Origin of the sequence: Paenibacillus antarcticus, from assembly GCF_001637225.1 — a bacterium.
Lineage (GTDB): Bacteria > Bacillota > Bacilli > Paenibacillales > Paenibacillaceae > Paenibacillus_AQ > Paenibacillus_AQ antarcticus.
Genome location: NZ_LVJI01000048.1, coordinates 95,357 through 119,860, shown reverse-complemented (window position 1 = coordinate 119,860; position 24,504 = coordinate 95,357). Strand labels below are relative to the sequence as shown.

General features: G+C 40.5%; 22 protein-coding genes and 1 pseudogene. 17 read left to right on the top strand and 6 right to left on the bottom strand.

The genetic code is table 11. The features are described from left to right. Positions 1-13 precede the first annotated feature (13 nt). The 5 genes from PBAT_RS21515 to PBAT_RS21495 all read left to right on the top strand — a co-directional run bounded on the left by PBAT_RS21515 (position 14) and on the right by PBAT_RS21495 (position 8,034). Complete coding sequence (locus PBAT_RS21515; RefSeq protein WP_068652883.1) at positions 14-883, top strand: carbohydrate ABC transporter permease; 870 nt, start codon at positions 14-16, stop codon at positions 881-883. Between the two features lie 68 nt (positions 884-951). Further along, complete coding sequence (locus PBAT_RS21510) at positions 952-2,649, top strand: type 2 periplasmic-binding domain-containing protein (RefSeq protein WP_068652740.1); 1,698 nt, start codon at positions 952-954, stop codon at positions 2,647-2,649. A gap of 222 nt (positions 2,650-2,871) precedes the next feature. Continuing rightward, positions 2,872-4,548, top strand: a complete 1,677-nt coding sequence (locus PBAT_RS21505; protein WP_246168254.1) for an extracellular solute-binding protein — start codon at positions 2,872-2,874, stop codon at positions 4,546-4,548. A 43-nt stretch (positions 4,549-4,591) separates the two neighbouring features. Then, positions 4,592-6,166, top strand: coding sequence for a response regulator (locus tag PBAT_RS21500; protein WP_068652739.1), 1,575 nt, complete (start codon positions 4,592-4,594; stop codon positions 6,164-6,166). Between the two features lie 14 nt (positions 6,167-6,180). Then, complete coding sequence (locus PBAT_RS21495) at positions 6,181-8,034, top strand: cache domain-containing sensor histidine kinase (RefSeq protein ID WP_068652738.1); 1,854 nt, start codon at positions 6,181-6,183, stop codon at positions 8,032-8,034. Between the two features lie 149 nt (positions 8,035-8,183). On the opposite strand, the gene PBAT_RS21490 is transcribed toward PBAT_RS21495, so the two are convergent. Then, positions 8,184-9,566 carry an MFS transporter gene (locus tag PBAT_RS21490; RefSeq protein ID WP_068652737.1) on the bottom strand — a complete coding sequence of 461 codons (1,383 nt, stop codon included), beginning with the start codon at positions 9,564-9,566 and terminating at the stop codon, positions 8,184-8,186. A gap of 166 nt (positions 9,567-9,732) precedes the next feature. Here PBAT_RS21490 and PBAT_RS21485 point away from each other — a divergent pair, with 166 nt between their 5' ends. Continuing rightward, positions 9,733-10,392: a helix-turn-helix transcriptional regulator gene (locus tag PBAT_RS21485; protein ID WP_068652736.1), complete on the top strand. Its 660-nt coding sequence runs from the start codon at positions 9,733-9,735 to the stop codon at positions 10,390-10,392. Positions 10,393-10,520: 128 nt separating this feature from the next. Beyond that, positions 10,521-11,101 (top strand): annotated as a pseudogene (locus tag PBAT_RS26440) (alpha/beta fold hydrolase); the annotation flags it as partial. Positions 11,102-11,130: 29 nt separating this feature from the next. On the opposite strand, the gene PBAT_RS21475 reads toward PBAT_RS26440, so the two are convergent. Continuing rightward, the gene (locus tag PBAT_RS21475) at positions 11,131-11,991 is read right to left on the bottom strand and encodes a polysaccharide deacetylase family protein (RefSeq protein ID WP_068652734.1); all 861 of its coding nucleotides are present in this window, start codon (positions 11,989-11,991) and stop codon (positions 11,131-11,133) included. Positions 11,992-12,118: 127 nt separating this feature from the next. On the opposite strand from PBAT_RS21475, the gene PBAT_RS21470 reads away from it, so the two are divergent. Beyond that, positions 12,119-13,141, top strand: coding sequence for an NADH:flavin oxidoreductase/NADH oxidase (locus tag PBAT_RS21470; RefSeq protein ID WP_068652733.1), 1,023 nt, complete (start codon positions 12,119-12,121; stop codon positions 13,139-13,141). A gap of 289 nt (positions 13,142-13,430) precedes the next feature. On the opposite strand, the gene PBAT_RS21465 is transcribed toward PBAT_RS21470, so the two are convergent. Further along, on the bottom strand, positions 13,431-13,880 hold the full coding sequence (locus PBAT_RS21465; protein WP_068652732.1) for a DUF4362 domain-containing protein: 450 nt from the start codon (positions 13,878-13,880) through the stop codon (positions 13,431-13,433). Positions 13,881-14,197: 317 nt separating this feature from the next. Here PBAT_RS21465 and PBAT_RS21460 point away from each other — a divergent pair, with 317 nt between their 5' ends. The 8 genes from PBAT_RS21460 to PBAT_RS21425 all read left to right on the top strand — a co-directional run bounded on the left by PBAT_RS21460 (position 14,198) and on the right by PBAT_RS21425 (position 20,221). Continuing rightward, positions 14,198-14,893, top strand: a complete 696-nt coding sequence (locus PBAT_RS21460) for a dihydroorotate dehydrogenase electron transfer subunit (RefSeq protein ID WP_068652731.1) — start codon at positions 14,198-14,200, stop codon at positions 14,891-14,893. Then, positions 14,886-15,818 carry a dihydroorotate dehydrogenase gene (locus PBAT_RS21455; protein ID WP_068652730.1) on the top strand — a complete coding sequence of 311 codons (933 nt, stop codon included), beginning with the start codon at positions 14,886-14,888 and terminating at the stop codon, positions 15,816-15,818. Before PBAT_RS21460 ends, PBAT_RS21455 begins: the two co-directional genes overlap by 8 nt. 42 nt (positions 15,819-15,860) lie before the next feature. After that, complete coding sequence (gene lpdD, locus PBAT_RS21450) at positions 15,861-16,202, top strand: prenylated flavin chaperone LpdD (RefSeq protein WP_068652729.1); 342 nt, start codon at positions 15,861-15,863, stop codon at positions 16,200-16,202. A 98-nt stretch (positions 16,203-16,300) separates the two neighbouring features. Then, entirely contained in the window at positions 16,301-16,969 is a 669-nt protein-coding gene (locus tag PBAT_RS21445) for a PspA/IM30 family protein (RefSeq protein ID WP_068586390.1), read from the top strand. A 131-nt stretch (positions 16,970-17,100) separates the two neighbouring features. After that, entirely contained in the window at positions 17,101-17,505 is a 405-nt protein-coding gene (locus PBAT_RS21440) for a DUF350 domain-containing protein (RefSeq protein ID WP_068652728.1), read from the top strand. A 30-nt stretch (positions 17,506-17,535) separates the two neighbouring features. Continuing rightward, positions 17,536-18,042: a DUF4178 domain-containing protein gene (locus tag PBAT_RS21435; protein WP_068652727.1), complete on the top strand. Its 507-nt coding sequence runs from the start codon at positions 17,536-17,538 to the stop codon at positions 18,040-18,042. Between the two features lie 11 nt (positions 18,043-18,053). Continuing rightward, on the top strand, positions 18,054-18,833 hold the full coding sequence (locus PBAT_RS21430) for a DUF4247 domain-containing protein (protein WP_068652726.1): 780 nt from the start codon (positions 18,054-18,056) through the stop codon (positions 18,831-18,833). A 125-nt stretch (positions 18,834-18,958) separates the two neighbouring features. Then, positions 18,959-20,221, top strand: a complete 1,263-nt coding sequence (locus PBAT_RS21425; RefSeq protein WP_068652725.1) for a molybdopterin molybdotransferase MoeA — start codon at positions 18,959-18,961, stop codon at positions 20,219-20,221. A 104-nt stretch (positions 20,222-20,325) separates the two neighbouring features. Here PBAT_RS21425 and PBAT_RS21420 read toward each other — a convergent pair whose 3' ends face one another. Then, on the bottom strand, positions 20,326-20,805 hold the full coding sequence (locus PBAT_RS21420) for a hypothetical protein (protein ID WP_149466348.1): 480 nt from the start codon (positions 20,803-20,805) through the stop codon (positions 20,326-20,328). Between the two features lie 358 nt (positions 20,806-21,163). Next, positions 21,164-22,423 carry a DUF5050 domain-containing protein gene (locus tag PBAT_RS21415; RefSeq protein WP_068652723.1) on the bottom strand — a complete coding sequence of 420 codons (1,260 nt, stop codon included), beginning with the start codon at positions 22,421-22,423 and terminating at the stop codon, positions 21,164-21,166. A 289-nt stretch (positions 22,424-22,712) separates the two neighbouring features. Here PBAT_RS21415 and PBAT_RS21410 point away from each other — a divergent pair, with 289 nt between their 5' ends. Then, positions 22,713-23,273, top strand: a complete 561-nt coding sequence (locus PBAT_RS21410; RefSeq protein ID WP_068652722.1) for a hypothetical protein — start codon at positions 22,713-22,715, stop codon at positions 23,271-23,273. Between the two features lie 124 nt (positions 23,274-23,397). Here the strand turns inward: PBAT_RS21410 and xerS are convergent, their stop codons facing one another. After that, positions 23,398-24,483, bottom strand: a complete 1,086-nt coding sequence (gene xerS / locus PBAT_RS21405; RefSeq protein WP_068652721.1) for a tyrosine recombinase XerS — start codon at positions 24,481-24,483, stop codon at positions 23,398-23,400. Between the last annotated feature and the right edge of the window lie 21 nt (positions 24,484-24,504).

Here is a 24,504-nt window from a genome sequence, read left to right as displayed (position 1 = left end):
TAGTGACCGCATCATGATTGTAGTGATATACGTGTTTCTTATTTTGTTATCTTTTACTGCTCTATATCCGTTCTGGAACACACTAGTTGTATCTTTAAATGAAGGTCTTGATACAGCGAAGGGTGGAGTTACGTTTTGGCCAAGAATATTCACATTTAGCAATTATGCAACTGTCTTTGATGACGACCAGATACTTAATGCATTTATGATTACTATACTTCGAACCATTATTGGTACCATTTCCGCGATCTTTATGACAGCGTTGCTCGCCTATGGGATGAGTAAATCTTATTTAATGGGTCGTAAATTTTTCACCATATTTTTTATCGTCACGATGTATTTTGGCGGGGGGTTGATTCCTACCTTCTTGCTAATCAAGTCTTTGGGTCTGATGAACAATTTTCTTGTGTTTATTATTCCTGGGCTAATCAGCGTATGGAATATGATCATATTCAGAACATTCTTCAAAAGTTTGCCTGTTGGTCTTGAAGAGTCGGCTCAAATTGATGGTTGCAGCAACTGGGGCGTTTTTCTGAAAATTATACTTCCGCTATCCGGTCCCGTTATTGCGACACTCGGTTTATTTACAGCCATTGCACATTGGAATGACTGGTTCGCACCAACGATTTATATTACCAACCAAGACTTGATGCCTGTTCAGACGGTTCTGAGACGACTACTGAATGCCAACCTGTTTAACCAAGCTAGTGGTAGCGGCAATGTAAATAGTTTGACCTTGGAGACGTTAGGTCAGAAGAGCTTAACTGCCAAGTCAATTATAAGTGCTACTATCATGGTTGTATCGCTTCCGATTATTGCGGTATATCCGTTTGTTCAAAAGTATTTCGTCAAAGGCGTCATGGTAGGATCCTTGAAAGAGTAGTTTTTGATTCGGTGTGAGGCGCTTGCGCTTTAGACATATAGAATATGAATGAGAGGGGTAATATTTGGATGAAGAATATGAGAAAAATGCTATTTATCGTTACAACCGCACTCCTTCTAACTACTGTGGCCGCAGGCTGTAGCAAATCAACTAACGAGACGAAGCCAAGCACACCGAAAAACTCGAATGCCACTGCAGATAAAGGCAAAGAGACAACAGATGATAAGTCCTCAGATGTATGGCAATTGGGTTCAAGCGAGCTAGAGTTCACAGCCTATGCTCACTATGGCTGGATGGATTTTCCAAAGAAGATGGAGGATGTTCCATTCTGGAAGTATTTGAAAGAGAATAAAAAAGTTAATATTAAGACAAGAGCTGCTCAAGGTAACGAGGCCCAGCTTATGACGACCATGATGGCAGATGATGACCTACCTGATATGATCTATGGAAATCGGTTTGATCCGGATATTCTGAGACTTTATGCAGCTGGCAAGCTAGTACCGCTCGACGATTACATGGAGAAATATCCGAATCTTAAAAAATGGCTTAACGCCAATACTTCGAATATGCTTCGTTTCCCGGATGGAAAGTTGTATCAATTCCCGAACTGGTACACATCTAGACCAAACGGAAGCGCAGGCTATGTCGTGAACAAAAAGATTTATAAAGAGCTAGGTTCACCAACGTTGGAAACGATGGATCAACTCTATGATTACTTAGTTAAAGTGAAAGAAAAGTATGGAGAAGAAGTTATTCCTTACGAACCAGACCGTGCAGTAGACGGTCAAGGTGTTGGTCTTATTTATACGGGATTCAAAGAAAATGCTTATTACAGATCCTTAAACGGCAATACGCTTGCCGTTGTTGACGATACCAACAATAAGCTCGCTTCCCTGTTTACAGATCCAGCTTTCCACGAATCACAAAAGTTTGTGTCTAAATTGTATCGTGAAAAATTGATTTCTCAGGATATGTTTACGATTACGGATAGAGGACCGGTACAAGAGAAATTAATGTCTGGAAGAGTTGCTGTATTCGGTAGTTCGGATCCAATGCCTTACGCTTCGGCAGCACATTTGACTCTTTCTAAAGAAGATCCGGATGCTGGATATTTCATGATCTGGCCATTCCATAAAGCGGGTCTGGACAAAAACAAAATTTATACAGGCGGTTATGACCAACTGGGTTGGAATGTAAACGTCATAACAACTGCGGCCAAAGAACCGGAAAAGATCTTTGCATTATTGGATTATATAACAGGACCAGAAGGCATGGTGGTTCAGTATTTTGGACCTGAAGGTGGTAATTGGCAAGGACTTGACGAGAATGAGCAACCTATTTTTACAGATAAATACAATGCGGATCAAGTATCTGAAATTCAGGCAGCCAACAATCCGATAATGATCGCAGGTAACACGGCATATATTGACCCAGCTAAGATGAAATTTGAATTGCTTAAGCCTGAGGAAGAACGCAACTGGCTTGCTCGTTATCAAGAATCGGTTACATGGAAGACGCATATTGATCAAACAGCGTTGGCTAACAATTTGACGCCAGAGCCAGGTACGGATTTAGCAGATGCTAGTACGAATATTATTGATATCTTTACACAAGCATTATCCGCTTCATCTACAGCTAAGTCTGATGAGGAAGTTGATAAGATTCTAGTGCAAGCGGAAAAAGATGCTCAGGCATTAGGTTATAACGAACTTCTTGAATGGCGTACACAAAGATGGTTAGCGAATAAGAAAGCGCTTGGCCAGTAATTTTCAATAGAAAGAGAGAGTCCATCCCAAGGAATAGATAGAATAACTTGGGGTGGATTTTCTCAATTACTAAGGTTAGCGTCAAAGACTATATTTGATGCTAACTTCAGTAATTGAGAATCAATAGAATTGATTTTCAAAATTTATGTGTATTGTTATCGATTCTATTGATATAATTTTACAAAAATACCTTTATATAAGCGAATTGTAGGGGGTTATACTTTGAATGAAAATAAAGAAAGATTTCTGTTGGTAATGCTAGTCGGAGTTGTCCTATCTTTACTTGCAGGCTGCAGCTTCTCACAATATCCAGTTCGTAAAGAAGAGATCTTAATCCAACCAGTTCAACTTGAATTACAAGATAGAGATGTTGAGAAGACATTGTATCCCTTAGGACATGAACCCCTTAACATTAGTTTCTATGGTCATTATAGTTACTATACTATGCCACAGTGGGGTACAGATCCTTCATCGAAGTGGATTCAAGACAACTTGAATATACATATCAGTGGAATAAGCGCGGATGGAAATGCGAAGTTGACTTTGCGTAAGATGATCGCAAGCAAGAAGCTGCCAGACATCGTATGGGGAGAGAGGGATTTAGATCTAGAACAGATGCGTGAGGAGGACCTGCTCGTTCCTCTAGATGCTTATATAGAGAAGTATCCAAATTTAAAGCATTGGGCAGGCGAAAAAGTACTGAATTTGCTCCGAGCTTCGAATGGGAGAATATACTATTTCCCGAATTATTATTCGAATAGAGCTTATGGTAATGCTGGTTATGTATTAAACAAAAAGATTTATAGGGAACTCGGTTCTCCGAAACTAGAGACGACGGATGACCTATATCAGTATTTAATCAAGGTGAAAGAAAGATATCCGGATGTTGTTCCCTTCGAGACAGGGCAAGCAAAGGAAGGGCATGGGATCGATCAGCTTTTCTCCGCATTTAAGGAAGATAATTTGGGTTTTACACGTTTATATGCTGTTGCGGAAGGGGGAAAAATGACTTCCATTTATTTGGATAAGGGGTTTCGAGAATCTGCGTTATTTGTGGCAAAGTTAATGCGTGAAGGGCTTATGCCGTCGGGAGCTATGATCCAGACAGGGGATCAGGTCACCGAGAAGTTAATGAAAGGCAAGGTGGCAATTTACGCTAGCGCAAATCCAATGTTAGATGCGATGCGGGCCGATGCTGAACTGCGTAAGTTGAACTCAGATAATGGCTATATGTTCATCGACCCGATTTATAAACAAGGCTTGGATCGGTCGAAGATTTATCCGGGTACGTACAACAATCTAGGCTGGAACGTCACCGCAATCACGAAAAGTGCGAAAAATCCGGAAGCTATCTTCGCAATGCTGGATTGGATGACGGGGCCGGAAGGCTCAGCCGTACAGATGTGGGGACCTCCGGGACCCGAAGGTTATTGGAACGGATTTATGGAAGATGGTATCACACCAAATTTCACAACCAGATATGGTTCTGACATGGATGAATTAACGGAGATCCAAGCGGTCTCGAACCAAATGATATGGGTGGGAAATACGCTCTATTTGGACCAAACCAAAAGCAATTATGAGCGAATGTTACCGAAGGAACAGCGCAACTGGGCGACCTACTGGCAGCAAAATGTGACTTGGAAGTCCCAAGGGGACGCCACGCCGTTCATTAATGTTCGGCCAGCATCGAACTCGGAAGAAGGACATATTATGCGTAACTTGGAAGAAATATGGCTCGATGCACGAGAGGGCGCACTTTTCGGTCAGAACGACGAGGAGGTGCTAAGCATTTTGGATCAAGCGCACCATGCTTCTATGGAAGTCGGTTTTCAGAAATATTTAGAGTATATTACGAAGAGATGGCATGACAATATTAGGGTTCTGAATAACGAGTAGCAACGAACATTTCACATTGATAGGATTGCGGAGGGAAAGGTCTATGTATAATGTGTTGTTGGTGGATGATGATGAACTTGATTTGGAAGGAATGAAGAGATTTATTCCGTGGTCTGAACTTGGTATGGAAGTGAAGGGTTGTGTGAATAACGCGTTGTCAGCTTGTGAAATACTTGATCAGCTTGCCATTGATATTCTTGTAAGTGATGTAAATATGCCTTATATGTCAGGACTCGAGTTGGCACGGGTCGCATTGCAGCGCAAGCCAAAGATAAGAATCATATTTGTAAGCGGTTTCCAAGAGTTCAGTTACGTCCAACAAGCGCTATCGCTTAAGGCCTATAGCTATGTGCTGAAGCCTTTGGAGGATCGCGAGCTTATCGCATCTCTAATGAAAGTCAAGCGAGACTTAGACGAGGAACTTAAATATCGTGAAGTAGAAGAAGCGTATCAGGATATGATTCCAATTGCCAAAAGCGATATGCTTCTGCGGCTCTTCGAAGGAGAAGATACGACAGATCGTGAATTTATGGATAAATTAATGAAAACCCATGAACTGAACCGCTTGAACTGGCCCGTTCGCGTTGCTGTCATGGAATTGGATCTGTTGTCGAGAGTAGATGATAATGCTACATCCAGGCTTGAAGGATCCAGAATATTTCTGAAGCAGCTTCATGAAGCTGCGAATCGAGGGGGGGGCGTTCCCTATTGTAAGCTGAGTCCTCAGCGAATCGCATTACTTCTGGAAGCGAATGGGATTGAAGATAAGATCACACAGCTGATCGATTCCGTACAGCGGAAACTGTCCGTTACGATCACGACTGGATTGGGATCACCTGTACATACTTCGGAACATCTGTATGAATCATATCGGCAGGCAATTCAGGCTGTTGAAGGCAAGATGTTCCTTGGGAAGGGCGGCATCATTAACTTTGAAGAAGTGAGTGTTGAACCAGCCATGGTGGATTATCGTTTGCTCGATAAACATATGAATGCATTGATGAAAGCTCTTAAAGACTATGAACTTGTTCAAATCTATGACGAACTTGATAATTTATTCTGTGCTGTTAAGAGCTTACGTTCTAAATTCACGGTTCACAACTTGAGCAGTTATATGATATGGAAGTTAGATCAATATTTAAGCGCGATGAACGAGGATCTCTTCCAACTGCTCGATATCGACATCCGCAAACTCGATATGTTGTTACAATTTGAGACGATCAATGATATCCGTAAATGGTTGTTGTATCACGTATTTCAAATATCAGAGAAGCTCCATCAGAAGAATAGTACGAATGACAGTCAATTTATCCGCAATGTGGTGAAGACGATCAAAGAACGGATGAGTGAAAATATTACGGTCAAGGATATCGCTCAGCATTTTTCATTCTCACCTAGCTATTTTGGATTTCTAGTTCGGGAGAAATCAGGACATACGTTCAACGAACTACTTGTGCAGCTGCGCATGGAGAAAGCCTGTGAACTTCTTGAATTACCAGGGATGAAAATTTACGAGATTTCGGATCAGGTAGGCTACCGTTACTTGCCTTATTTCAGCAGGCAATTCAAAGAGAAGTTCGGCATGACGCCACTTGAATATCGGAAGAAAGAGAAGTAGCAGTGGAGGTAAAGATGAGACTGGGCTGGAGAAAAGGAAAACATCTTGGTTATATTCCAATTGGATATAAGTTGATGATGTCCTATCTAGTATTTATTATTGTACTTGTAACTGTTAATGGATATGTTTCCCACTCCATGTACGATTCTTCTATGCGTAAGCAGACAAGTAGCAATATTCAAAGCACATTGGTCCAAATTCGAGACAATGTAGCCTATAAAAGCGATGATATGGTACGCATTTCATCAACTCTATATGACGATGAAAATTTTATAGAGAACTTGATGTTGAAAACCGATAATCGCATGGATACCAATTTGCGCTTCAAAAACGTGATCATACCGAAGATAGCGAGCGCATCGAAGTCGATCGGCATTGATTTAAGGCTTTTCTTGTATGTGAAGAATGAGACGATACCTGAGCATTATTATAATTATGAACGAAATAATTATATCTACGAACGGGAATCTTCTTACACTAGTCAACAAACATATAATATTTATCATATGACCCGTATTGAACAGCAGACGTGGTACGATTTGCTTCCAGATGAGGAATACGGCATTACGAAGTTATGGGCCGAAGTGGAGGATGATGAACATAGTAACCGTATTTCTATGATTCGCCGAATTGTAGATTTACAGAACCCGCTAAACGTAACGGAAGTGGGTGTGATGAGGTTCAGCGTGCGTAGAGATGAGTTTTTTGAAAGTGTGGATTATCAAAAGCTTGGCGAAGGAGCGATGCTGATCGTTAAAGACCGCACGGGACGTGTCATCTATGCCTCAGACGAAGAGCGGCATGATGCTAGGAATGATTTCGAACAGAATGCTACTTTATCCCAAGAGGATTTCCACCCAGAGGGGGAATACTTGACGCTAAAAGAGTATTTACCACAGCAAGATTGGACCATTGTCGCGTATGTTCCTTTAACGACGATTCAACAAGAAGCTCTACGTGTGCGAGCATACATTATAGGTATATGTATCTTGTGTTCTATTTTGTTTACTTTTATGGGCATATTTATGTCGGGTTATTTCTCCAAAAGGATTTCGAAATTCATTTCTGTTCTGAACGCTTTCCGGGAAGGAGATTTGCATAAACGCATATCGTATAAAGGAAAAGATGAATTCTCGCAAATTTCCACGGCGCTAAATAGTATGGGGGAAGATTTTGAAGCTTTGATCAATAAAGTATATTTAACCCAGCTAGAGAAGAAGGAAGCGGAGCTTGAGATGTTGCAGACGCAAATTAATCCTCACTTTCTCTACAACACACTCTCATCCATCAATCAGTTGGCCAAGTTCGGAGAAAATGAGAAGCTGCAGAAGATGGTCGTAGAGCTTGCGAAGTTCTATCGATTAACCCTGAATTCCGGTAGAACAGTAATTCCCGTCTCGTCAGAGGTTGAGCAAGCCAATGCGTATCTGAATATACAAAAGGTTAAATACGGACACCGGCTTGAAGTGACCTTAGATGTTGATGTTGAAGTATGGAAGTATGAGACGATCAAGCTTATTCTCCAACCCTTTATCGAGAATGTACTTAATCATGCTTGGAGTGGCGGTGATCGTATCCATATTCGAATTGTTGCTTTGCTTGAAGGGAACGATATCCTTTATCGCGTGATTGACGACGGTATGGGTATGAGGCAGGAACGTATTATAGAGATTCTAAATACTTCTAGTGAAAGCGAGACCGGATTTGGCATACGAAATATCCATCTGCGCGTACAACTTCAATATGGTGAGGAATACGGTGTGTCTATATTTAGCCGTAAGGGCGTAGGTACTTCTGTCAATATACGTATTCCAGCAAGGAAACGTAGGCTGTTTGTGGAGGAAACTCAAGCGAAGATCGATCATTAGAGAACAATATGCCACATGAGTATTGGAAATGTAAGTCTATTACCATTCGTTATTGCAGATGAAACTCTATAAGACATAGGATTCATCAGATAAACAATAAAAACCACTTCCTAATGAAGTGGTTTTTATTGTTTTGGCGGAGCCAGAGGTTACTTGGTTGCGCTTTGTTTACTTATTGAGTTTTCAGAAGTAATGCGAATACTCGCGAATAAACTCATGAGTATTAACACAAGGTTAAATCCCATGGTTACAATTAATGCTGATTGCATCGTCATTCCAGAAGCTTGACTAACAACTAGGATGGCACCGCCTATACCTATAACCACACCTGGTGTAAAAGAATCCGCAAATTGTAGATTTGCAGAAGTCTCGCCAGCTCCTTCTTCACGAGTATGAGCAAAAGCCACCGCACCGCTCGTTGGATGTGCTAATCCCATTCCGATCCCCGCAATGATTTGCCCAATAACCGCAATGGTAGACGTTACGGTTGGAATCCAAAATACAACTGAAGATCCCAATGTAAGTAGCAGCACACCTAGGACAATTCTTTTATTACGTCCAATACCCTGATCTGACGAATCCCAACGTCCTTGTAGATAAGCAAAGAGACACCAACTGAGTGCGGCACTGGCCACAATTAATCCGGCATTTGCTGGACTAATTCCTTTTACATTTATTAGAGCTAATACTAGGAAATTCTGCGTGCTGACATATGCTGCGAAGAACAGTCCCCTAGTTGCTAGAATAGCTGGCATACCTCTTTGGAATGTAAGAGTTCCCTTAGGTAGTAGCATGCGTAGTGGGTAAGACATTATCGTTAAACCAACAATGCTTAATACAACACCTGTAATCTTAGGTAGCATACCAAGGCCAACCAAGAAAATCCCTGTACCCATTGTTAACAACAAGGCTAACCATGTAGAGGTGGTTCCCTTTCCCTCTTGCGTGCTATGTACCTTTAATTTCCTGAAAGCTGGTAGGCTAAGTAGTGCTGATATAACTACGATTGGTAATATGCCCCAGAAAACAAACCTCCAAGACCACTGTTCAGCAATCAATCCGGCAACATATGGACCAAGCATGGATGGAAGAACATAGGCTGTCCCGAATGCACCGAGTATTTTGGCACGTAATTCATCGGGGTAACTTAAGGAAATGGCAGTGTACACGCAAGTCATCATGGCACCAGCGCCAAGGCCCTGCATCGCTCGTGCGAATATCATCATATACATGTCGCTTGCAGTCGCAGCCACGATCAGCCCCACGATAAACAAAACAAGTGCGTAAGTAAAGGGAGCTGCAGGTCCTAATTTATCAATGATACGACCCACTACCAAAGTGCCAACAATCTGAGCAAGCAGGTAAGTGCTAAATATCCATCCAAATAGTTGAATACCACTCAAATCACCTGCGATGGAAGGGGCGATCGTAGTTACTGCTAAACCTTCGAACCCTACCGCCATCACTGACAGAATAATGCCAATCGATAGTGCAACATAACGCGGACTAAAAATGCTTTGATTGTTAGACATCGGATGTAACCTCCAAGATTGTTTTTTATGTATACTCCATATCCGGATACTTAGTAAACATATTTCTTTATAAAGTTCAAACTACAGCTTGGCTTTGACTTTGTCAACTTTTTTATTTAAAATGTAGAGAGTGCTGTATAGATGTTGTTGTAAAAGGAGGGACCCCATGAGCGGAAATCAAACGAATAAGGATACCTCAACAAAAACACGAAGAGGGATCATTGATCTACTAAAGCAGCAGGGGCGAATGGATGTTAACGCACTTTCCTCAGAGTTTATGCTATCTGGAATGGCTATTCGTCAGCATTTAAATGCATTGAAAGAAGAAGGATTAGTTACTTATGAACAAGAAGCTCGCCCTATGGGGCGGCCAGCAAAGCTATGGAGATTAACTCCTGAGGCTAATCGTTACTTTCCAAGTGGGTATTCGGAATTGTCAGTCAGTCTGATTAATTCAATGAAAGAGGCTTTCGGTACCGAGGGGCTGGACAAGCTGCTGGCTGTTCGGAATAAGAATATGCTAGACCAATATCTTCTGCACACTAGTGACGCATCGGACTTAAGAGAGCAACTTGAGAAACTAGCAGATATTCGAACAAATGAAGGTTATATGGCTGAGGTAACGGATCAAGGTGATGGAAGCCTGTTGTTTATTGAGAAACATTGTCCGATATGTGAAGCTGCTGTTACCTGTGCTGGGTTATGTAAGAATGAGTTGAATCTCTTTCAAACCGTGCTTGGAAATAGTGTTCTTGTCGAACGGGTTGAGCATATTTTGGTGGGCGGAAGAAACTGTGTGTACAGGGTTAGTGAACGAATCAATTAGATACGAAATCTGGCTCTCATGTAGTCGATTCTGAACCGATCAAGTTCGGGTTATTACCACGTCATTGGACGTGTTTTTTTTGTTTATTATGGCATAAAAGCAAATCGTGACTTGTTTAATCTTTTACTATGACACGCAATCCGATTGTGATCTTTGTGCATGGCGGTCCAGGTTGTTCGGAAATTCCATATGTGAGGGAATACCAGGACTTGCTTGAGAAGAATTTTACAATTGTTCATTATGATCAACGCGGGAGCGGGAAGTCATATCATTTTTTTGAGGATTACTCTAATCTGTCAACTGGTCTGCTTGTAGATGACTTATTGGCTCTAACAGATTATGTTGCAGATAAATTCGGGCAAGATTAATTGATGATAATAAGGATTATTTGTTAGGGTTTCTCTTAAATCGGGAGTATAAATTACTTGATGTTATACGCTTTTTCAAAGGGGTTAGTATATCGCAAGATATCCTACTAGCGGAACTATTTGCAAATAATATTACAAGCATTGTAGAACGTTTGGAGATTCCTAGTTATGTTGTTATGGGGAAATATGATTATATGACCCCTGTAAATGCGGCAAAAGCTTACTTTGATGTACTGGAAGCTCCCGTGAAAGAGTTTGTTTTGTTTGAGAAATCGGCTCATTATCCTCAGTTCGAGGAAGAGGAGAAATTCGCTGAGTGGTTGAACGCAACTTGGAATCAAATTAATAAAGTGGGTTATCATAACCCAGCTTATTGTATGTTAACTGGTATATGTAATAATTCTGGAACGGTCACGAAGATATAACCTCTACTTCTTAGAATCTGAATAACTTCAGGTAGCGCTTGGATGGTACCAGTCAGATCTGATCCAACGCCTCCCCCTGCATGTTGAAGAATGATTGAACCTCGTCCGACAGAGGAAAGAATATTCTTTTTCACTTCATTTTTACGAAGTCCTTTCCAATCGAGTGAATCTACATTCCAGTTAACGATTTTGTAGCCTTGTTTCTTGGCCCATTTCAGCTGTTCTTCGGTAATATCTCCATAAGGTGGTCGTATGAGCCTCGGGTTGTAACCAACGATATTATGTATGATCGTATCTGTTGTTACAATCTGCTTCTGAAATTGGGATAAAGGTATCTTTGTGAATAGGGGGTGATCATAGGAATGGTTACCAATGGCATGCCCTTCTCGCTTCATACGAGAGACGAGACCAGGATATTCCTCTGCACGTTTACCAACGACAAAAAAAGTAGCTTTTATGTGATATTTAGAGAGCACATTTAACACAGCTGGAGTGAAGCGTGGATCTGGGACGTCATCGAACGTGAGTGCGATTTTCTTACTTCTGGGTCCTTTGGTAACAATCGTCTCCGGGAATTTACGATAAAGCTGTGATAAGGATAGACCTTTGTTCTTTTGTTGATTTCGATGGGTAGAGTTCACTTCTTTAGTGTGCTGTTTAGATTGTTGTTTATGTAGTACAGGATCGGACGCAACGCATAACTTCGTTAATGTGGGAATGGACGTTCCCAGTATTTCAGTATGAGCTTGGGGGATTCCTCCCAATAGAAGATAGAACATGAAACATAGGGCAATTTTTTTAAGCATGTAAGAGGGGCTCCCTTCGAATCGAAACTGCGATAAACAATCCTTGTTGTTATTTCCGTAGCGTGTTGAAATTATGCTTGCAAAGTTTATAATTTACACTAGAGAGTGTGAAAGGAGAAGATTGATAATGACGGATTTATTTACACCTTACGAACTTAAAGGAATGACGTTGAAAAATAGAATTGTAATGCCGCCGATGTGCCAATACTCGGTTCACGCGGAGGATGGAATTCCGAATTCGTGGCACAAAGTCCATTATGTTAGTCGTGCTGTTGGAGGCGTAGGTCTAATAATTGTTGAAATGACAGGGGTAGATGCCGAAGGTCGTATTACATTTCAAGATACAGGGTTGTGGAATGATGAACAAATCCCTGCACATCAAGAGTTGGTTCAAGATGTTCATCATTATGGCACCAAGATTGGAATTCAGTTAGGTCATGCGGGCAGGAAAGCGCAAGATGCACTTCCACCAGTTGCTCCTTCGTCTATTCCCTTTGACGAACGCTCAAAAACCCCAAGAGCACTTACGACATTAGAAGTGAAAGAACAAGTTCAACTTTTCCAAGATGCTGCTAGACGTGCTGTTGAAGCAGGGTATGACACGATAGAAATTCACGGTGCACACGGGTATTTGATCCATCAATTTCATTCACCACTTACAAATCAGAGAGAAGACGAATATGGAGACGATCTGGCTTTGTTCGGTGAGGAAGTTATAAGGGCTGTGAAGGAAGTAACACCGGGAGATATGCCTATTATTATGCGTGTATCTGCAATCGAGTATGTTGAAGGTGGCTATGATCTAGCGTACTGCGCTAAAGTATGTGAGCGATATCGTGACGCGGGAGTGGACATATTTCATGTATCATCAGGTGGAGAGGGACCTATCGGATCAAATGGTGGGCCTAATGCAGTTCAAGGATATCAAGTCGATTTAGCTGAAGAGTTGCGCTCATTACTTTATGTTCCTGTCATTGCGGTTGGAAGATTGGATTCTTTCGAAGATGCTAATCAAGTGATTGAAGATCATAGAGCGGAACTCGTCGGAATTGGCAGAGGGATGCTGAAAGATCCTTACTGGGCATTACATGCTGCACAGGCATTAAATATCTCAGGACAGATTCCTAAGCCGTATCTAAGAGGATTCTAGTTATTCGAATGCTGAGGTGGGTACAATTAAGTCGATAAGTTACCGATCCGATTAAAGAAATGGTAAATAAACATATTACTGATGTGGATGCGTATGATCCGACTAAAAATGAGCTAATTTTAAAAGAAATAGGGTTGACGGAATGGCTTAAAGTCTCGCCTTCCACTCTGTTGCTGAGCTAACATAATATAAAGTTTGCGATAGAACACCTAGACGCCAAAAAGAGCCTTAGAAGAGATTCTAAAGGCTCTTTTTCAAATTAACTATTAACGGGATTGAAAATTTATAGCTATTTGAAGATAGTATATATTAGTATTTCTCCTTCTTTGGGACCCTCAAGTCCAATGACTTTATCACACCCTGAGAGTATATATCTTGTCTTAATATTAACATCAACTTCTTGATCATCTAAGATTTCAAGTGCATCACAGTGCGTATTTGATTGTTTAGTCTTGTTTGAACCATATACCTCGTGCGTTGAGTAAGTATAACTTATTCTTTTCCCTTGGAACTCAAGATTAGCAATGTTAGGATCGCCTTCATCAGAATAACTAACAATACGTAGTGTACTTTTAATATTTGTATCTATGTCTTTCTTAAATATATCTAGTTTATCTATGTTTAATGGTCCTCCAGGACCTTCAACTACATCTCCATTCTTCTTCGCCTTATCCAGTGAGTATTGACTACATCCGCAAAGTAAGATAAGACACAGCATTATTAGTATTATTTGTCTCATATAATAACCTCCCAAATATAAATTACATGTTATGCATCTTCATCTTCATCTTTATATTAAACGTAAGAAATCAGTATAAGTTATAGTCACAATTACTCGTTAAAGACTCAGCCAGAATACTTACTCATTAACGCTTTGTGGAACTGATAACTATTTATCGTCCACCTTAATACATCCAATAAATGAAACGTCACGGTATAGAAAACCACATCCGTTACGTTTTTTTTGTTGTGCTGTGAAATAGATCACTTATTTTCATAAATTCATAAGCTATCTTTAAGTAACTGGATTGTGGTTGATAGAGGAGGCGTATTCCCATGGGGAAAGTAATATCTAATGAACGTGTAAGCGATCAAGTGTATTTGATGAAGGTAGAGAGCAACGATAAATGTCGTATGGGACAATTCTATATGTTACGTGCGTGGGGGAACTATCCGTTACTCTCACGTCCAATAAGTATATTCAACAAGAGTGATGAAGGCTTAGAGTTTCTTATTCAAGTGGTAGGGGAAGGGACAGCTCTTCTGGCTGCACTTCGTCCGGGAGATCAGGTTTCTGTGGAAGGCCCATTTGGGAATGGATTTCCTGAAACAGAAGGTAGAGTGGCTTTGATTGGTGGGGGAATCGGTATCGCACCACTATATTACTGCGCGCAACAAATCCCGAATGCGGATATCTATCTAGGGTTCAGTAAGGAGCCGTATTTATTAGATCGATTCAGTTCTGTAGCGGGTAACCTTCATACGAATGTGGGGGGGTATATCGTGGACGATGTTGATTTCCATCAGTACGATACGATTCTCACTTGTGGGCCCCATGGCATGATGAGAGCAGTCCAAACGAAACAACAATTAACAGATTGCTCCGCACGAGTCTATGTTTCATTAGAGAATCGCATGGCTTGTGGCATCGGGGCCTGTCTAGTATGTAGCGTATCTTGTATTGACCGTCGTAAAAAAGCTTGTACAGATGGGCCTGTGTTCGCGGCAGAGGAGGTTTTGTTCCATGTTTGATTTAACGTGTCGAGTAGGGAATATTGATTTTAAGAATCCGATCGTGATGGCATCCGGTACGTTTGGGTTCGGAAGAGAATACGGTCAGTTATATGATATTTCAAGGCTTGGTGGTATTAGTGGGAAAGGACTCACCTTACATCCCAAGTCGGGTAACGAAGGCCTTAGAGTATTTGAGACGCCATCTGGCATGTTAAACAGTGTAGGGTTAGAGAATCCAGGAATCCCTTATTTCTTAGAACATGAATGTGAGAATTGGGAGACGTTAGACACGGTAAGAATCGTTAACCTAGGTGGAAACAGTATAGATGAATATGTGCAGGGAGCTATATTGATTCAAGAAGATTATGATAGACGACAAGCAATAGGACGCCAAGCGGTGGATATGATTGAATTGAATATTTCCTGTCCTAACGTAAAAGAAGGCGGTATTGCTTATGGTGTAAAGACATGCGCTGCACGCGAAGTGGTTCGGCAAGTGAGACAAGCAACGACTCTTCCCCTAACGGTTAAGTTATCCCCGGGAGCTGAGAATCTCGTAGAAATGGCCATGATGTGTGAAGATGAAGGGGCAAATGCGCTTTCTCTTATCAATACCATTTCAGGTATGAAAATAGATGTACATCGTCGTTCTAGTGTGTTTCGTAACCTCTATGCAGGACTGTCTGGTCCGGCGATTAAACCGATCGCATTACGAATGGTACATCAAGTGGCTCAACATGTGAATATCCCCATTATGGGCATGGGTGGGATAGTCTGCGCAACGGATGTCATTGAATTCATCATGGCTGGCGCATCCGTAGTTCAAGTTGGAACGTATAATTTCATGAATCTTCGAGCTGGCCAAGATCTCATTGAGGGACTTGAGCAATTCATGCTTGAAGAGAATATAAAATCTTTGGACGAAATACGTGGAATATTATAGAATATAATATAGATCTTGCCGTATAAGAAAGGCTGAAGAAGGATGCACGAATACAATCCTGAAGATATTGTAATATCTGCTGTTCCAATCGGACGGGATGTGATGCTAATTGTCACAGGAGGAGCTGCACATATTGGTGCTGTATCTACGGCATATGTAGGTCCGAGCGGTGAGTTTGAGGTACAAACATCAGAGGTACCAGGGCACAAAGAGCATACCATAAGCGAAGAGTTAGCTCTCAAAGCTGCACGAATACTCGATCGAACTGTAACCGTGGCTATGGGAATTCATTATGATGATATTTCTAAAGAAGAAATCATAGATATCATTGCAATCGTGCACGGTAAGATGGATGATTTTTTAAGAATGAAATCCAAACTTTGAACTTAAATAAGGGAAAATATTTAAAAAAATGAAACATTATTTTTTTTGATGCGTAAACCTTATTATAAAAACAACATTTTCCTAGGAGGAAACAAATTATGTCTATGTTCAAAAGATTACGTGATTTAACGATGTCAAATATTAATAGTATTATCGATAAAGCAGAAGATCCAATTAAAATGACAGACCAGTACATTAGAGATATGCATGAAGATCTTGAGGATGCTGAGAAGGCTGTAGCAGCACAAATTGCGATTGAGAAGAAATTCAAATCACTTTATGAAGAACAAGAAGCACTAGTGGCTAAGCGTGGTCAACAAGCAGCTACGGCAGCGCAAGCTCAGAACATCGATCTTGCTCGTCGTGCTTTGGAAGAGAAGAAAGCAGCCGAAGTGAAAATGGGCGAATACAAGACGAACTATGATCAGAATAAAGCAGCTGCTGATAACTTGCGTGGTAAGCTAGATGAAATGCGCAAGCAATTAACAGAAATGAAAAATAAGCGTGAAACGTTAGTAGCACGTTATAATGCTGCTAAGGCACAGAATGAAATTAACAAAGCAATGACAGGATTCAGTACCGATTCTGCAGCAAGTGGACTTAAACGTATGGAAGATAAGATGATGCAAATGGAAGCACAAGCTGAAGCAAGTAATGAATTAGCTTCAAGTGAGAAATCATTGGATGCTGAGTTCGAAAGCTTAAATAAAGATCAAGCGGTAGAAGATGAATTAGCTGCTCTTATGAAACAATTCGAAAAGAAATAATCTTCTAATCCATTGTGTGAATATGAGGTTTCAACAGGCGAAGGAGCCAATTTATCAAATAGGCCTCCTTCGCTTTTATATGATTAAAATAGGTCTGATGTGTAATTTGATGCGAATGGAGTGGGAGTTTAATGGATTTTGAGTATGTTCTAAGAGTATTAGTCTGGACAGGTGTAGGATCGGTCTTATTGTTTGTACTACTCTATGTAGACTCCTTATTTACGAAATACAAAGATTTCGAAGAGGTTAAGGCAGGAAATATGGCAGTTACTTCACGGATGATGATGAAGCTACTAGCACAAGGATATATCTTATCCGTATCCATCTCTACCTCTAATGTACTATTAGAAGCGATTGTAGTGTCCATTATCTCTTTCCTTGTTCTTCTCGTATTGGAGAGCATCGTACGTGTAGGCTTAAGAGTATGGGCTAAACTCGATCTAGATCTAGGGACACAGCAAGGTAAACTAGGGTATGGTCTATTTGGTGGGATGCTTCACGTTGTAGGTGCTTTAATTATTACTGCTTGTTTGTAAAAGAATAATATAGGTGAGGAGTCATAAAAGATGAGTATGTTTAAACGTATTGGAAACTTATTTAATAAAACAGAACCTCCTATGAAGGAGAAAAGCATGTTAGGGCTTGCACCTGGTGATATATGTGAAGTATCTCTTGTGACATATGAAGTCGTAGGTAGAGTCCACAATCGAAGTCGTAATGCTGTTGTACTTACGTTACAGGATGGTCAGGACCTCGCTTATCTTCATATTGAAGAAAGAGAGAATTTACAGTATGCGTTGTATAAACCCATTGATGGACGGTTAGATAATCCAAATGAGGTTCCAAGTATTATTGATTTGGATGAAAGATCTTTTCATCTTGAGGAAGAATACGAAGGAAATGTGTTAGTGACTGGACGAGCGCCATTTATGCAGGGCGGGGAGCAGCATGTATGGCAGTATCAATCTGATGATAATTTTCTGCTTCGCATTGAATGGCAGAATGGGCGATTCATGATGTATGATGGAGAAAGTATAATATCAGCAGATGTTAAAGTCATCCGCGCAAGCTAGGAGTGGATCATGTGAAGAAACGTTCAGTTCTTTCGATGAAATTATTGATTGTTCTTAGTTTACTTATATCTTTATTGAGTGGTTGTGGATCATCGGGCGATCTATCGAAATCCTATCCGCTTGAATCTGTGAATAAAGAGGGTACAGCAACCTCATACGTATATAGAGCTGTAGGTCAGACGGTACCCGAAGTGGCGAAAGAACTTTCGGATGATCGTAAGCCGGATCAGATCTCACCTGAAGATCCTGAGCGAATGTTCCTTGTTTACGATAAAGAGTGGTATCACTTACAACAGGACCCGGATAAAAAAGAAGATACGCTCATCGAAGTGGATTCCAAAGAATATGTGCAGAAAAACTATGATTCGAGCTTCTTGCAAGGTTATATCGCAGCAAGTATCATTGGCAATCTTTTCGATTCCATAGGTAGAAGTGGCGGTTCTTATCGCGGATATTCCAGTAAAGATGTGTATCAGCCGAAACAGGGTTCGTACCGTCAAGCAACGGTGGATGATAAGAAAATCTCGCCTCCACTTACCGTTGAGAAAAAAGGAGCTATTACTCGACGTGGAACGAGCAATAGTACCACTTCTAATGGTAAAGACGACACCATTTTTAGTAGAGGTACGAACGATTCAACGACGAGTAAGGGTACAATAAAGAGAGGTAGTGATGGAGGCTCAAGTATCTTCGGATCTTCCAGCAGCTCTAATACTTCCAAGAAGTCTATCAGTAAGCCTAAGACAAGGTCTGGTTCAGGTAAGATAAGTAGGCGAAGTAAAAGAAGGTAAAGCGTGAAGACGTTATCAATTATTCTATAGACAGTATACGAAGTGCGTTTTCGTATACTGTCTTTTTTATCTTTTCGTAAAATGATATGTTATTAAAGACTTATATACTTATCGGAGGTTACGACATGACAGATTCTATATATGACTCTTCTAAATTTAAGCGAAAAGCACTTCAGGTAAGTGTCGCTCAATCCATGATTTCGCAATATATAAATGCAGGTGACATCGAAACAGTTAGACTGCAAGAGAGCCACGGAAGAACGTTAGCGCAAGAAATATCAGCACCTCATCCGTATCCGCATTTTCGCCGCTCTGGTATGGATGGGTATGCGATTCGATCTGCAGATACAGATGGATGTAACAGTGATCAACCGATATGGCTCGAAGTGATCGATGAAATTCCTTGTGGTAAGGTATCTGACAAAATAATTATTTCAGGTACAGCCTCACGTATTATGACAGGCGCTCAAGTTCCGGAAGGCGCTGACGCGGTCGTTATGTTTGAAATGACAGAGGTACGGGAAGAAAAGGGTAAATCTATTGTAGGACTGAAACGTAGTATTGAAGTCGGGAAGAATATAACACCCATTGGACTGGAACTTCAGGCAGGAGAATTAATTCTTAGTCCAGGAATTAAGATATCAGCAGGTGAAATATCGGTGTTAGCAACGTTTGGTATTCATCATGTGGCTGTATATCGGAGACCTCGGGTAGCCATTTTCTCAACAGGATCAGAGCTTTTATCGGTAGAGGAACCGCTTCAACCAGGTAAAATTCGTAACAGCAATACATGGATGTTAGCTTCTCAGGTCATCGAGGCAGGTGGAGAACCCGTTATTCTAGATGCCATTATGGATGATTTATCTTTAGCACGAGAGAAAGTGGAATATGCACTGAATCAGTATGATATGGTCGTTACAAGTGGCGGTGTATCGGTAGGTGATTATGATATTATGGGTGACCTCGTACGTGGTGACAGTGTTGAGATGTTGTATAACAAAGTGGCTATGCGTCCAGGTAGTGTGACGACAGCAGCGGTCAAAGAGGGTAAGTTATTATTCGCTCTTTCGGGTAATCCAGGTGCGTGTTTCGTTGGTTGTGAATTATTCGTTCGACCAAGCATAAGAGGAATGATGGGCGATCAGAACCCTTATTTACCGGAGTGGAGCGGGACGCTCGGAGCAGATTATCCTAAGATCAACAGCTTCACTCGTTACGTTCGTGCGAAAGTTGAGATCAGAGACGGCGTCATATATGCGATCCCAAAAGGTGTAGATGAATCAGGTGTGATGATAACCATTAAGGATAGTGATTGCCTCATTGTTGTTCCTCCAGCCCAAGAAGGATTGAAGAGTGGCGCTAAAGTTCGAATGTTAATGTTGAAATAAGCTATTTCCTTGAATTCTCGTAGTTACAATTGATCATGAAAGGGGGCTACCTTCAATCATATTGATAGGTAGCCTTCTTCTATTTGAAAAGGGAATATCTAAGCTTATACTGGGATGACAACAGCGGTATCAAGATTTAATATAGCAGTTCGTGATCCTGTACCGTTAACTCGAAATTCGAGCACGAAGCTTGAACTACCCCTTAACGCTGAACTAGGGAAAGTTAGTGTATAGTATTTATACTTAGATTTGGGAATGTCCTTTAGAGGAATTGTAATACCAGATACTAAGGTACCTAATAGACTAATCTGAAGAATACCTGAATTACTTTGAGAATTAACAGAGAATATTAATTTGTACGAATTGGTTGAGCCTGGTTTTGAAAGAAAAACAAGTTGTGATAATGAAGCACTTCTACCTGGTGGAACTTCATATCGAGCATGTTGTTTACCGAAGTTAGGTTGAATGGTTGATAGAAATACATCGCCAACATCATGCCAAGGGGAAAAACTACTATCTTCAAAACCTGGATTTTGTACTTGAGTGATTTTGGGTAGTGCTTTACGCTTTATTAACCTATTCATTCTATTATTTCTACTTAGCACTCCATCATCTCCCTATCTCTGAATTACTGTAATATATGCATTTATAGTAGGAGTGGTGTTGGTTTCTTATATCGATTTGGCTCAATAGTCTGATTTGAAAGAGTACATGATAATGGCACGAATGAATAAGCAATGTAGATAATCATTACGTTCATATTCCTAAATAGTTCAGCATTCGTCTACGTAATTGTGTATGTAGGCAGTAGGCATGTGGATCATTGGATATTGGATAGGTCAATATATGATCAGATCAAAAGCTATAATAATAATTAGACTTTTATATAAAGGGAGAACAGACGGTATCCTTATTCACTAGGAGATCCGTCTATTTCGTAGATCAATCGATATCGAGTTCTATCATTTTTCTTTCAAAAGGATTGGCATAAAAAATCTGGTTACCTACGATGTGTTGATTAAATGTTTTATCATCGCCCAGCTTTTCTGTTGTAAAGTCATTAAGGTTAATTCGATATAACTTCTTGCTGTATTCGGAATAATTGCTGTAATATAACCAATCGCCGTGCACATTAATATCTCGAGCATCGTGATCTGAGATACTAGTAAGTGACTTTCCGTTTGTGCCAAGTGTGTATAGCTTTTTATTATAATTGAAGTATAACGTATTATCTTTAACATCTACTGCAGTGGAGATAGGACCCTCCAGTATTTTCTTTCTGTTGTTTCCATCAATGTCCATGACAAATAGTTTGCTGAAATAGATCGTGTAATAGATTTTCCCATCTACCACTGCGATACTAGATACTTCATTCTTCTCAAGTAATTGGTTAGATGTTCCGTCTGTCTTCATGCGGTAGAGTGGCATAAACATAGAAGTGCCTTTTATGTAGTATATCCAGTCGCCAACAACAGACATCAAGCGTGGACCTCCCAATCCCATGTCTAACAGATGTACACGGTTAGTCCCGTCTATATCTGATTTATAAATGGTGTTTCCACTTATGTAGTATAACTTTCCGTTAATTATATTTAGGTTAGTAACAAATACATCATCGTTTATTTTGTGCCGATCAGTTCCATCTAACTTTTCCTTATAAAGGGTTCCTTGGTCAAGTGGATTGTTGAAAAATATCCAATCTTCGTAACCTGTATACCAGCCCCCATTATTAAGATTTCCGATAGAGTTACCAAGGATAGCAGGGGATAGAATCGGAGACTCATTCGTAACAATGGATACGTTATTATTGCTGTAATTAATGCTTGCACCAAATGCTTCGGAGATAAATCGAAGGGGCACCAACGTCCTGTTGTCTTTTACAATGGGTGCGGATGTAAGTGTGAATTGTTCTTGATTCTTCTGAACTATCTTAGAGCCTATAGTTAATGTAATCTTGGTGCTGCCCTTTGATAAGATCAACTGGTTATTATTCCTTGTGGCTATTGTGACTCCGAGTTCATCTACTACATATCTTAGAGGAACAAGAACTGTCCCATGATCATTCATTGGCTTTACATCGAATGTGATCATATGGTCATTTACCGCGACAGTGATGAGTGGCTTGTCAGCTGCATTAACGAAACTTGTGTCTGTACCTAACAGGTACAAAGAGGAAAGTAGAACCATGATCCATTTTTTCAAAAATGAGACCTTCTTTCTTAAATTTGTTATGTAATGTCATATTGGTGGTTACCTATGTTAATAAATTGAGGTAGTTGTCGATGTTGCACAATAGTTCAGGTAACAACCTAGATATTACTTTCTAGGCTATAGTAAGACGTTCCAACATATGAGGAAGTTGCATTTATGTATGGATTTCAGCGCAGTTTCAATCAGTTCAGCTAACGAAAGGCTGATGTACTATCATTATCTTTAAACGGACATAGGATAAGATTGTTATTAAATCTAAAGATCGCTAGGAGAGGATTAAATGAGAGTACTACAATCTTCAACCATCAAAAAAGTGGTGCGTAGTGTTAAGAGAATTACAAGATCCACTGCAATGGGTATGTATAGAAAGCAAGTATCCCGGTTCCATAAGAATAAAGCGGGTAATAACATTATCATCACTCAGCGTAATGTCGTTATTGGGACAGATGATACTTGGTTTAATGCAGTGCAAATAGATAGAAATCCGAGTTGGGTTGAGGTGCCTGATGCAAGGTATGTTTGGAGTTCGCGTGATCAGGGCGCTGAAGTTGCTGTGATCTCCAAACAGTTCACACTCTCATCAAGAAGAAGAGTTCGAAATGCTAACCTGTTACTGTCTGTAGATAATTACGCCATCGTGCTTATCAATGGACAATTCGTTGTATATGATACTCCGCAGGCTACGGTGTCTTTCTTTAATCCTGGACGTACTTTTGACGTACGGCGTCTCTTGCGAAGAGGGGAGAATAATATCGTTATTATTGCCTTTAACTTTGGTGGACGTAGAACGATAGATAACCCAGCGGGTGTCGCTGCACAGCTCTCCATTCGCCAATCCTAGCACTAAGTAGTTCAAAATATAGGTAACGATGATGTAGCAAATATAAAAATGGATAGAGCATCAGAACATTTCTGACGACTCTATCCATTTTGTACTTAATATATGATTTCTGTATAGATTAGCTTTATGTTGACTCGGCCCGACGCTCAATCGCTTCAGACATCGTCTTATCGGTTAGATGCGCATATACTTCGGTCGTCTCAGTGGACGCATGACCTAATTGTTCTTTCGTCTTATAGATATCATTCTGAAGATAATAGTCGGTTGCAAAAGAATGGCGTAGTTTATGAACGGTCAGAAAGGGCTTACCAAATCGTGTAGCATATTTGATAATCATAGCCTGAACGGCACGTTTGGTCATTCGTTTACCATCTTGTTGTCCATTCGGTACAGTGAGAAAGAGAGCCTTTTCTTTCTTAGGTGCATGATATCTAACATGTCTAAGACTAAGGTAAAGGGCTAAATCATCCTTCGCTTGTTCACGGAAATAGACGGGTGTTTTGTAAGTCTCATCATTATTACCTTTACGGAATATGTATATCATTTTGTTATTGAAATCTAGATCATCCATGTTCAGATTAATGACCTCAGAGACACGTAGACCTGAATTTAGGATAAGGCTAGCAATACAAGCATCTCGTTCTTTATTCAGCGCATAAGAGTACAAAGCTTGTTTGTTCTTAGCTACGTCTAACCCATACCCTTCAAGAATATATCCTATGAATTCAAGGAGCTCTTCATCTTCAAGAATTTTACCTTTTAGCTTGGCAGCTGTATCTTTGGGTTTGTGAATCCGTTTCACTTCTACTTTGGCCATGATATTTCGTTTCAATAGTGGGTAGAATTCCTCATCCTCCGCAATCTGGCTTAAGTAATGAAATAGCGAACGTAGGGAAGATAGCTTACGAGAGATGGTGACTTTAGCATTGGCACCTTCACGACGAGTTGTCAGATAAAGTCTGTAACTCACGATATTCTCCATACGTAACATTTCCAATTCCGTTAGAGTTATCTTTCTATTATGATCGGCTTCGGAGAGGAGTTCCCCTCTTAACCAATTGAAGAATGTTTCGTAATCTCGAATATATTCTAGTAACGTTGATGGCGACAGATCAGGCAACTTATAATCCATGAATTGCTGCACAAACCAAGGCATGTCAAGAACCTTTTCATCTAGTCGTTTGCGATCGCTTATCTTTTGAACATTCACTGACATTCCCCCTTGCTGGTT